This window comes from Photobacterium sp. DNB23_23_1 (assembly GCF_052873815.1).
The window spans coordinates 31,027-43,226 of the sequence record NZ_JBNNXT010000042.1 but is presented as its reverse complement, the minus strand read 5'-3'; the positions used below and the strand labels follow the sequence as shown (position 1 = coordinate 43,226).

7 protein-coding genes and 1 pseudogene are annotated in these 12,200 nt (G+C 42.7%); 2 read left to right on the top strand and 6 right to left on the bottom strand.

Annotated elements, in window-relative coordinates:
• Positions 1-289: 289 nt before the first annotated feature.
• The 3 genes from ald to ACVA53_RS20445 all read right to left on the bottom strand — a co-directional run bounded on the left by ald (position 290) and on the right by ACVA53_RS20445 (position 2,882).
• A complete protein-coding gene (ald, locus tag ACVA53_RS20455; RefSeq protein WP_255042307.1) occupies positions 290-1,405 on the bottom strand; it encodes an alanine dehydrogenase in 1,116 nt (371 codons plus the stop codon).
• A gap of 477 nt (positions 1,406-1,882) precedes the next feature.
• On the bottom strand, positions 1,883-2,149 hold the full coding sequence (locus ACVA53_RS20450) for a hypothetical protein (RefSeq protein ID WP_255042306.1): 267 nt from the start codon (positions 2,147-2,149) through the stop codon (positions 1,883-1,885).
• An 85-nt stretch (positions 2,150-2,234) separates the two neighbouring features.
• A complete protein-coding gene (locus tag ACVA53_RS20445) occupies positions 2,235-2,882 on the bottom strand; it encodes an HAD family hydrolase (RefSeq protein ID WP_255042305.1) in 648 nt (215 codons plus the stop codon).
• A 175-nt stretch (positions 2,883-3,057) separates the two neighbouring features.
• On the opposite strand from ACVA53_RS20445, the gene ACVA53_RS20440 reads away from it, so the two are divergent.
• Both ACVA53_RS20440 and ACVA53_RS20435 read left to right on the top strand, forming a co-directional pair.
• Entirely contained in the window at positions 3,058-4,386 is a 1,329-nt protein-coding gene (locus tag ACVA53_RS20440) for a DUF2254 domain-containing protein (RefSeq protein WP_446506114.1), read from the top strand.
• A gap of 44 nt (positions 4,387-4,430) precedes the next feature.
• Positions 4,431-4,712 (top strand): hypothetical protein, encoded by a 282-nt coding sequence (locus ACVA53_RS20435; RefSeq protein ID WP_446506113.1) that lies wholly within the window; start codon positions 4,431-4,433, stop codon positions 4,710-4,712.
• 217 nt (positions 4,713-4,929) lie between these two features.
• Here ACVA53_RS20435 and ACVA53_RS20430 read toward each other — a convergent pair whose 3' ends face one another.
• The 3 genes and pseudogenes from ACVA53_RS20430 to ACVA53_RS20420 all read right to left on the bottom strand — a co-directional run.
• A complete protein-coding gene (locus ACVA53_RS20430; RefSeq protein ID WP_446506112.1) occupies positions 4,930-7,896 on the bottom strand; it encodes a sensor domain-containing protein in 2,967 nt (988 codons plus the stop codon).
• Positions 7,897-8,288: 392 nt separating this feature from the next.
• Positions 8,289-11,699 carry a prealbumin-like fold domain-containing protein gene (locus ACVA53_RS20425; RefSeq protein ID WP_446506111.1) on the bottom strand — a complete coding sequence of 1,137 codons (3,411 nt, stop codon included), beginning with the start codon at positions 11,697-11,699 and terminating at the stop codon, positions 8,289-8,291.
• A 259-nt stretch (positions 11,700-11,958) separates the two neighbouring features.
• Positions 11,959-12,135: pseudogene (locus tag ACVA53_RS20420) on the bottom strand (MetQ/NlpA family ABC transporter substrate-binding protein); the annotation flags it as partial.
• Positions 12,136-12,200: the final 65 nt, after the last annotated feature.

Below are 12,200 nucleotides of genomic sequence, written 5' to 3'. Positions count from 1 at the left end.
GAGCGTACCACTTTCGGCAGTTGGCTTCCTCTTTTACACCTTCCCATGAGTGTCGCACTTATTATCTGAATTCAGGCGATGACAAATAATAGTGACATCATTGTGTAAAAACGATTACTCACAGTAAGTATGTCTTTGTTTTAATATCACTGTTAATCCTTATCCCTTACCTCCAATGTTCAGCCGTGTCTACTTTACGGGGGGCCTATCGCCTATCGCAGATTTTAAACAAAAAAATCCCTGCCGAGGCAGGGATTTAGAATCAGTGATTGAATCTAAGCGATGTTAATCAAGCAAGTGCTTTCTCTGGCGTAATGTATGCAAGATCTAATGCTTCAGAAACTTCTTCGCAAGTAACCTGCCCACGGTATACATTCAAACCGTTTAGCAGATGCTTGTCTTCCTGCAGCGCAGCCTTGTAGCCTTTATCTGCCAGTTTTAGTATGTATGGCAGAGTGACATTGTTCAGAGCGAATGTCGACGTACGAGCAACAGCGCCAGGCATGTTCGCAACACAGTAATGAACAACATCGTCAACAATGTAAGTAGGATCGCTGTGAGTGGTTGCATGAGATGTTTCAACACAGCCACCTTGGTCAATAGCAACGTCGACGATTGCAGCGCCTGGCTTCATCTTCTTGATCATTTCAGCTGTAACCAATTTCGGAGCGGCAGCACCGGCAACCAGAACACCACCAATAACAAGATCAGCTTCCAGTACGTGTTTTTCAATCGCATCTTTGGTCGAGTACACACACTGTACCGCGCCGCCAAACTGAGCATCAAGCTGACGTAATACATCGATGTTACGGTCTAGTACCACCACATCTGCACGCATACCTACCGCCATTTGAGCAGCATTGGCACCAACAACACCACCACCGATGATAACAACTTTCGCCGGCTCTACACCCGGTACACCAGCTAGCAACATGCCGCGGCCGCCTCTTGATTTCTCAAGCGCTTGTGCACCCGCTTGAATTGACATGCGACCTGCCACTTCTGACATTGGAGCCAATAATGGCAGGCGTCCTTTATCGTCTGTCACCGTTTCGTAAGCAATACATACAGCCTTGCTGTTGATAAGGTCATGCGTTTGTTCTGGGTCTGGCGCAAGGTGAAGGTAAGTAAATAGGATTTGGCCTTCACGAAGCATGGCACGTTCTACGGCTTGTGGCTCCTTAACCTTTACAATCATTTCTGACTCTGCAAAAACCGCTTCGGCTGTCGGCAGAATCTGGGCACCTGCTTCAATGTAGTCCTGATCGCTAAAGCCGATACCAGAACCCGCATTGGTCTCAACGTATACTTTATGTCCATGAGCAACAGCTTCGCTTACTGAAGCTGGGACCATACCCACACGGTATTCGTGAACTTTGATTTCCTTAGGTACACCAATAATCATCTTTTGTTTCCTTGCTGCCTCATTAAAATATACAAACACAATAAAGTAAAAACCTTGGAATGTGCGACCAATTTTTAACTTATAACCAACAAATCAAACTGGAATTATATTCTGATACAGCACAAGAAACTGTTTTTGAACTCCGTCACACAAGAAAAAACCAACAATAACAAACAAACCAGACCAGTTACCTATCCTTACCACAATAGGCAGTCATTTAAACCAATATGAAAGCCGTTTTGCAGTCATAAACACTACCAGAGGCAATGAAATCCCTCGGTTTCATTGTTGTTTTCAAGTGTTTTTTTCAAGAAAAGTGACATTAAATCGGTTAACTGCAACAGTTTTAACTATTTCAAGCATCAACAACAATTCGCTATGAATCTCAGCCCCCTTGCGCATAAAAAAACAAAAACAAAACAAACAAATAACAAAAAAAGCCGCTCTAAGCGGCTTTTTTGTGAACTACACCAAAAGTTAGTCTTCAAACTCCCAAGGCATATCAGGCAACGCGTCCAAATTTTCACTATAACGTTTCAAATCGAAGCTACCGCCATTTTTTACCACATCAAACACTTCAATAGATAATGCACAGGCTATCATCTGAATCGCCTCTTCTCTTGGCGTACCCGTCATCACCAAGCGCATCAAGGTTTCTTTCACCTTTATTGGGTTACCATCTTCTAGTTGGTTCTCAACCGTTTCGACTAGCATATCGCCAGTCATGATATCTTCATCTTGCATAGCAATGCCTTTCTCTGGGCCGTTAACTTGGCCTATTTACTGAATCTTAGATACTTCGCCTATGTCATAGGCATAGTTACAGCTTTTATGCGACAAGCCATTTAGCTTGTTGCGCTTGTGCTTCTATCAAATTGTCATAGCGATAGGGGGTCATGTTTACACCCACCGGGTGTAAATCGTTGACGACCACCAGCCTTAACCCTGCAGAATACGCCGATTGCGCACCGGTATGGCTATCTTCAATCGCTACAGTCTGATGTTCCGATACACCAAGAGTATGACAAGCCAATTGATAGATTTCAGGGGCTGGTTTGTTCTGTGTGACGTCATCACCGCAAAATATATGCTCGAAGTAATGTAACCAGCCTAGATGGGACAAGATACCCTCAACATACTTTCTTGGCGAACCCGTAACTACTGCCAATGGCCGTGAGCCATGGAGCGACTTGACCAAGTCAAATGCCCCCTCTTTAGCAGGGATCCCTCTTTCTATAATAGCCTGATAGGTTAACTGCTCCATTTCAGAAACTATGGTCGAAGTAGTATGCGGTATGGTAGCGATTGAAGTGAAATGTTTAGCGACGATCTCCCAAGGAACGCCAGCAAAATCAGCCAAAAAGTCATGGGCTGAGATGTTGATATTCAAGCCCGATAAATAATGGCTCCAGTTCTGCGCATGGAAAATCTCAGAATCAACCAGCGTACCATCAAAATCAAAACAAACTGCCTGCATGGGCTTACTCCGCTAACAACAAGACGCCATCTTACTCAGTTAGGCTCACCAAATCCAAGTCGAGATTGAAAATTAGGCGCTTTTTCATATAGACGTCAGATTAACCTACACTCACATAATGCTCAGCTTGGCTAAGTTACCGTCTTTTTAACCTAGGTACGAAAAAAGGGGATGCATGAAAGTCTACATGTGGCACCTCTGGGAATACTTGCGAACAAGCTTTTGGTTCGTCCCCATTTTCATGATGTTGATCTCCACCGTTTTAGCCAGTGGCACTATATGGTTTGATCTCTACATTCATTTATCCCATACATCAATGCAAAGCTGGCTGGTGTCGGCCAGTCCAGATAGCGCTGCAGGGCTCATTTCAACCATAGCCACATCTATCATTACTGTTGCTGGCGTTGTATTTTCAATGACAATGGTGGTGCTATCACTGGCCTCAAGTCAGTTAGGGCCACGTTTATTACGTAACTTTATTCGAGATCCCGTGACCCAGTTTGGCTTAGGGATTTTCACATCAACTTTCTTATACTGCCTGCTTATTTTGGCGTGGTTACTCACCTTGGCCTCGAGTGAGGTCGTACTTCAGCTGTCACTTAGCATCGCTATATTATTGGCTCTCGCTTGCTTGCTAATGCTGATTAGGTATATTCATCACGTCTCTGTTTTCATCCAAGCTGATACGTTGATTCAAGCCGTATCAGAGGAGTTATGCGAGGCCATTGAGAGCCTTTATCCTGATCCAATAGAGGAAGATGATACAGCTTTAGTCTGTGACGATATTAGTGACAATATTGCATATACAACTCCTATCCCCTCTTTATCAAGTGGATATGTGCAAGCACTGGACTTAGACAGATTGTATCAGTTGGCTGATGAGCATGATTCGATCATTAAACTGCTTTACCACCCTGGTGACTTTCTTATAGAACAGGCACCAATCGCTATGTGTTTTAGCGATAAAAAGGCAGGTGAAGAGTTGATAGGAAAAATTAATCAATTTTATATTATCGGGCCTAAGGCAACACCGGAACAGGATATCGTGTTTAATGTTCGCCAACTGGAAGAAGTGGCTTTGCGAGCTCTATCTCCCGGCATTAATGATCCTGCCACGGCTATCGCCTGCATTAACCGGCTGACAATTGCCCTTGGCCTCTTGCTGCGACGCTCATTTCCCTCGACCAGTTACTATAACGACAGCCAACAGTTACGCTTGGTCGTGAAGCCCTTAAATTTTGAAGATATCGCTGACACTGCTTTTGCTCAAATACGTCAGTGCTGCCCGCACACTCTGTCTGTTCCCCTATGTTTACTGAATAATGTTTTAATGCTTTCTAAGCAAGCTATCCGTACCACAGACAAAAAAGCACTTGAAAAACACGCTGTACTCATCGCAAATACATGCTTCGATAATATCAATGAGCCCACTGACAGAAAAAAGATAGAGCAAAAACTTAATGCAATAAAAGAAGTATTACAACATAGGTCCAGAACAGTTTAATTCGTCCCCCCCTTTAATTTACTAAAAAATAGAGAGGTATCTCAATGGATCGTAAAGAATTAATCAATAACCTTCATAAAAAGCTACTCAATTGGAATGAAGATATCGATAAGCTAGAAGTTAAAGCCCAACACGCATCCGGCGAAGCAAAGCGGGACCTTGAAAAAACGCTCACCGAACTGAAGCAACGTAAAGAAGAGGCCAAAGCAAAAATTACCGATCTTCAACATGCCAGCGACAGTGCGTGGGAAGAAATAAAAAAAGGAGCCGATGAGGCGCTAGATTCATTGAAACGTTCATTCGAATCTGCAAAGTCTAAATTTTAGACCAATCTGGATAAGTCGTTGAGCAAGTATTTGCACTGGAAAAATCATTGTTATCAAGGCAGATATTGCAGTAACTAGTGGCGTTAATTACAAAAGATCTAACGCAGATAACCGCGATTTTAACCTACAAGGCTGATCAAATATTTATGTAGGTTGGTATTAGACCTTACACCAAACTGTCGGCCCCACCGGGTTGACAGTTTGGTGTAATCACCGTTTAACTTGTCATAATGACCGTATCGACAGTGGATAGGCCGTATAGTTCTTTGCTCTTAAGAATTGAAAAACAACGTGTAAAAGGAACAGCAGGGCTGAAGAGGAACCCTTGGACAAAATGGCAATGCATCTCCCCTAGTATATCCAACTGTTTTCGCGTTTCGACACCTTCAGCTACAACCTGAATACCCAACTTATGGCTCAAATCTATGATCAAGGACACCAAGGTTCGGTTATCCTGTTTGTCGATTTCCTTAATAAAGCTACGGTCTATCTTGATAATATTCGGCCGAAGCTCGACCACCGAGCTCAAAGAAGAGTACCCCGTACCAAAGTCATCCAACGCAATTTCAATGCCTCTTTGCTTATACGACGCCAACAACGATTGAATATCACTACTTTCGCTCGATGCCGTCGACTCGGTGATTTCCACAACAATAGACTTCAGCGGCAACCCATATGACTCAATGACCTCCCAGATAGGAGGAAGGCCATGACTGCCAATGAACTCTTTCACAGAGCGGTTAATACTCATTGTCACATCAGAAAACCCGGCTTGGTGTAACTGCTTTAGGTCGCGGCAGACCTGATGCAGGACAAATGCTCCCAACGGTCTTATCAAACCATAACGCTCGGCAACAGGAATAAACTCAGCGGGAGAAATGTGTCCTTCTACTTCGTCATGCCACCTGATCAAAGCTTCGAATCGACTAATTTTTCCAGTGCGGGCATCAACAACTGGCTGGTAATAGACCATCAGCAATTCGTCGGAAATCGCCTTTTTAAGCCGATCGCGCATTCTCAGTTTTTCAATATAATCAGACTGTAATGCGCTGTCATATTGGCAGATCCCATTTCGCCCCTGCCCTTTCATGTTATACATGGCATAGTCAGCGTTCTTGAGCAGTTCGCTATGGGTTTCTCCACTCTCGGGATAAGTCGAGATCCCTATACTGACAGTGGTATTCACTTCAATGTCATCGAGTACAAAGGCTTCCGCCACACGGTCAACGACCTGCTGCCCCCATATCCTCGCCGCCCCGGAGGTCGTTTTAGGCAAGAGAACGCAAAATTCATCGCCACCATATCGACAGATATTGTCTGCAACCGGGAAAACGCGTTTAAGGCAGTTGGCAATGTGTACCAAGACTTTATCACCAAAGTCATGACCATAGAGATCATTGAGTGATTTGAAGTCATCCATATCGATAAACAGCAATGAGAAGGTTTGACCCCGGATGTCATCGATAGAAGCGATATGCTTTTTCACACGTTGAATAAAACTGCGACGATTGACTAGGCTGGTAAGCGGATCTTTATAAGCAAAAAAAGTCAGCTGCTCTTCTGCTTTTTTCCAATGGCTTATATCACGAAACACTGCCACGAAATTAACAATCTCATCATTGTCATCACGGATCACATTGATCGAAATCTCTTCTGGATAGATTTCACCATTTTTGCGTCGATTCCAGACCTCGCCTTTCCAATGCCCGTTGCTGTTTAAGTTATGCCAGAGGGAATGATAATACTGGGCATCATGAATCCCCGATGACAGCACACTAGGTGACAGACCAAGCAGTTCTTTCTCGCGATAACCCGTTATTTCCTCGAATGAACGATTGACTGAAATGATCTTGTTATTTTTATCGGTGATCAATATACACTCAGAAGTGTTATCAAACACCACCTGAGCTCGATCCAGCTGACGTTTTGCTTCGATGGTATGGGTGATATCGCGTTGAATACCCGCGACTTTGATCGGTTTGCCGTTGTCATCCCGAGCGACAACACTGCCCTTTATGGTTAGCCAACATTCATTGCCATCTAGCGCGACGCGACTACTGGCTTTGAGGCGAAATTCAAACTGAAACACTGAGGCATGCTGCTGCTGAATAAAGCGACAAAAATAATCAACACCTTCGCCCCTGTCTTCTTCAACAATACACGATAACCACACGTCAAGGTCGTCACCCTCTTTGGGCTTTTCACGGCCTAATAAATGCCAGAACTTGGCCGAGGTTGCAAACTCCCTACGTTCAAGATCAAACTCCCAAATCCCTTCTTCCACCGAATTAAACGTCGTTGTCAGCTGGCGTGAGGTTTTATTCAGTTTGGCCGAAATTTGATAAACGTCGGTGACATCGTGGATAGTACCACGCATTTCAACAGGCTGACCTTGGCTATTCCGTATCACTTCTGCCCGCTTACGTACATACTTGATAGTACCATCCCAAAGCTGGACTCGATGAACCAAATTATAATTGACGCTATCACTTTCAATCGATCGGTATAGCGTATCTAGCACCCACTCTCGGTCTTCTGGGTGAATCAAAGCCGAGAGCAAAGACAACGTCGGCAATAACGACTCATCTTTAATGCCATATATCCGATAAACCTCTTTGCTCCATTCAAAGTACTTATCTTGAAGGTTCCAATTCCAGCTACCCACTTTTGCAACTTTTTGGCCTTCTTCTAGCTGCCATTGCAACTGTGATTGACGCATCAGTAGAGCTTCGTAACCAACTTCGTAGCCAAGGTACGTTGCAAACGTATTGCAATACTCAAGCAGCGCATCAACTGAATGGAAAGATCGTTTGAATAAACAGGAAAGCACACCAACTAACTGATGGTTACGAGCAAAAAGAGGAATACCAATGAAGGTTTCTGCTGATTTCGTATGTTTATGGGAGTAGAGAGGGTACTTCTTATCAAAGTCACTCGAGATAATGAGCGGCTCCTCAGTCTCGACGACCTCAGTTTCAGGCACTTCGATTAATGGAAAATAATGCCCTTCCCCTTTTTCACCCTGAAAACAACTCGAGAGTATATGTACTCCTTCCCGATCTTCGCTTATAGAACCAATGAGGACAGCATCCACCGCATAGGCCTCGTACAAACTCTGGCCAATTGTCTCAAAGAGCGGGTTTCCGCTAAGTTGGTTAAAGGTATTTATTTTATTGTAATCCATCAGCTTTTTTAGTTATCACCAAGGCTACTCATTCAGCCTCCTTAGTAACAACACTATCATTTCACCCGCTTTGGACTTTACCTTATGGGCATATGAGATAAAAGCCGAGCTGCAAACTCATAAAAGGGATATTAACAAAACATTGATTAACATCACCCTAATGTACTCCTGTCGTTTATTTAACATGCGAGTTAGAGTGTTGACTCTGTAATAAAGCCACTAGTTACTGCAATATCTGCCTTGATAACAACGATTTTTCCAGTGCAAATACTTGATCAACGACTTATCCAGATTGGTATTATCTATCTCGTGAAGTGGGCAATAAAAACCGGAGTATCAATGACACTCCGGTTCTTCTACAAAATACCTATTTGGGTACTACGACATTACAACTAAGGACAGAGGTTATTAGATATGTAGCTATCTAAATCCCTCGCCAAGCGTTTTGCTTTTCTGCGCTCTTTAGCACTGAAATTGTGGCCTTCACCACTATACCCATGGTCTTCAAGCATTTTATGTGACTGACTCATGGCATTATAGGCCGAGTCACAACTTGCTTGCCCAAAAGCGTGATGCAGCTTCGCCTTGTAGAGTTTTGACGCTAAATAGCCCGAGTTATTCTTCGATACTTTCTTCTTCAATAGAGTGGATGCTTTTTCACAATCATCAACATGATAGTACCCAACCCAATCATCAGAAGACTGGAAGTAATCATAACTTAGGTATTGGCCGTAGATAGGCTCATTATGACACTTATCTTTCGGTGGCTCTTGTTTCGGTTCATCGGGCTTTTTAAACTGAACATTATCGACTTTAAAGTTCAACGTCTGCCCTGGTTTAACTTTGAAATTGACACAGAATGTCATGTCTCCCTTTAAGTCCATTTTCTGACCAGCGTACGGATTAAAGACGTTACTGGTTGCCAAGCTCTTAATGATGGATGCCTTAGGCGATTTCACATCCATATCCAGTTTTTGGTCAGCGTAACCATCCTTATCGCTGTCTACAAACCAGACAGGAACCCAACCGAATGGCACATCAACTTCGCACAGAGTGTACTTCTTATTTGGGGTAAGCTTAGCGCCATCAAAATCAACCACATTAGGAGGGGTTAAGGCATAGGTATCGATACCAGGCCCAGATAGGGTAAACTTCCACTCATCTTCTGTTGCATGTCCATTTGTCAGCTTATTGATAACCACCATACCGTTTTCACGGTTTATGAAAGTACATTCCACTACCTCACCCGGATCGAGTTCGATACTGGCGGTTCTCGTATTCGTATCAGTTTGGCTGTTATCTGCCACTGACTCGGTACAAGTCAATTTCTTAAGCTCAAAGTCAGGAGCGGGATCTGCCTCTTTGACTTGATAGCTTCCCGGTACCACATCATAGAAGATCTGGCTCTGGCCGTGGTCGAGTGTAAACTCATTGGTATAGTCGATATCATGAAGGAAGGTAAAGCCAGTACCGTATTTCGGCTTAGTTTCCTTATGGATAATGATTTTACCCAGTATCTTATTGGTGAATGTACATTGCTTCGTTGTACCGGCATCATCTGGAAGCGTAACCGTAAACTCACAGCCTGTACTCGCTGTTTGTACCCAGCCATCTTTAAGTGTTTCAGTGATAGTATAGGTTCCTTCACCTAACTCTAAGTCACCACTATCACCTTGAAAACGTTCAAAAGCAGTATTATCTGAATCACTTGTTTCCAAGATCACAGGTGCTTGAAGATTTCCACCCTCCAACGTCATAATCCAACCATCTTCCTGACCTACAGGATGAGTTACCTTATTCACTTCAACGAGGACCGGTAATTCAGGCTCCGGAGAAGTGAACTCAAATGCAAGCGTATCGGAACAATCTTCGTTTGATAATGACTCACCTGAGAGTGTTAAATCAGCAATCATGGTTGTCATTCCAATGAGATCTCCACACTCAAGAACTGTTGCCGTATAAGTGTCCGGCTCTTGTCCGGTCAGGCTTTCCGTTCGTGTATTGGTCGTGTTGAAGTCATAAATCAGTGTACCGACAACCTCTTCTATTGCATTTGTAACTTCAACACGACATACCAAAGCTTCTGCAGGGGCCGGTACGGTTAAAGTGACATTAAGATCAACCAATGGCGCACCAGTAATGTTTACCGTAAATGGTGCTTCTTCTGTCCCGCTCGTTAAGGAAAGTGGAAGTGATTGTTCGTTATCATTAATGCTTGATGTGAGTGTTGCCCAGTCCTTTAATGTGCCACTGACGGTAGAGAAAGGCTGTGCTGAAACTGTTTTGGTAATTTCGACAGAACAAATATTACTCTCCCCAGCACTACAACTATCAGGTGATTGATTGAGCGCTTTCCAAACTAACTCGACTCCAGGGCCAATTGGATTATTTGAATCAGGCTGGGTGATTGGGTTCTCATCCCCATCAAAAAATGAACCCGATATTCCCTGTACATCTGAAACAAAATAACTTATCCCTGAACCTGTAAGAACTTCTGTTTCTGAGATATTTACATTTGGAAGCCCTTCGCCCACTACCTGAATGCCGTCACCGTTGGGAATGGGAATAAGTACAAAATTTGCCACTAATGGAAGAATATCAAACTCTTCAGGGGACTCAGGAATATCTGAAATCGGGTCTTTAAACGTCGCAGTTGCCTGATCTCTTAACCCAAGAACATCGTCTGGCGATGTATTTAGCTGGATATAGGTATGTGTTACTGAGACTTCTTTTCCCGCAGGGACATCTATATCAGTAAAAGGCTTTGTTTCTAATAGGAATTCTTCATTACTATTAATACCATCGATAACACCATAAATCTTATCTTCTATATCTACCAACACATTTCGGTTAAGGTTATTTTTCGCATAAATGTTTGTTTCAATGGTAATAGCATTATCAGTGCCTTCAATGGGTTTCACGCTCCACTCAACCCTGATCGTAACATCACCTGTTTGTGGCGTTGTACTACAAGTGTCACCTAAGTTTAGCTCCTCGGAAACTAAACTTTTTTCAATATCCCAAACCTGACCAGTGCCAGAAGTTGCTGACATATCTTTTCTAAGAGAAAACAACTCCATCTGTTCAACATTAATTGATATTACTTGCCTGCCGCTTCTAATGTCGTTAGGTGGCGTATCCTCACTATTAAGGTCTACTTTAAATATATAAGCTTGGAGCGAAGAACCCGGAAATTGACTGGCTCCTACGGCAAGTCGATTGGTCCAATCAATAACACATGTTCCTCCTGCAGGGTGTGTCACTTCAATTTCCTGATAAATGACTTTATTCGCTCCACCAGGAATTGTATCTGAAATTACAGGCGTACCAATAGGTGTAACTAAGCATCCAGCAGTAGAAAACCCATTGCTCTCGTCACTGGGAATAACTTGGATATTATTTATTTTGTCATACCCTAAATATGGTGCACCGTTCCCCGTACTATCTTCATAGTCAGCAGCAAGGTGAACATTGTAAACTTCTTGCTGATTACTTGAGCTTGTCAGAATTAGACGAAATGGCACTAAATCTAGCTCTTTCCAAAGCGTACCTAAGTTCCCATCAGTATATGGGAACTCATTTACTTCAATGCCGTTAGGGTTTTGACAAGTATAATTATCGTCGGCATTTGGCAGAAAATCTCCATTTGGTAATATTTCAGTATTGGTGTCATTTCGGCATCCTTGTAGCCTAAGGTTTATATCATTATCATCAGGTGGAACAAAAGCCCATAAAGGTGTTACCCACCCCAGACCTAAAAGAAAAATAATTGGTATTATGTTGAAATAATATAAAAATTTCATTTAACCTAGCCTCTTCAACCATAATATATAGGGTCAAATCATTTAATAAAGCTGCTGAATAGCAGTCACTTTAAAAAGTAGTTGGCTAGATGATGCTGATGTGACTAAATCTGAGATAATTTCAGCCTTAAGTTCAATACTCAATTCTGAGAATATTTAATTATAAATCAACGAAGTCAATATATATAAAATTTAAAATTCATTATTAAAAATCCCGACAAAAATGCCGGGATATCATTAGTATAATGGAAAGAAATCGTTAACTCGCTGGCTCAATAGTCCCATTAAAGGTTTCCTGCATGAAATCCTTAACTTGCTGGGACTGGAAGATACTGGCAATTTTTTGGTAAGTGCTGTTAGCTTTATCTTCTTCACGAGCTGCTATCACCATCACCGCCAATGGCGCGTCTTTCACTTCGAGGAATAAGCCTTGCTCTTAATTCAAACTGTTAATCAATGAACACACAAAACCATATAGAATAATTTATGCCAATAACGAAT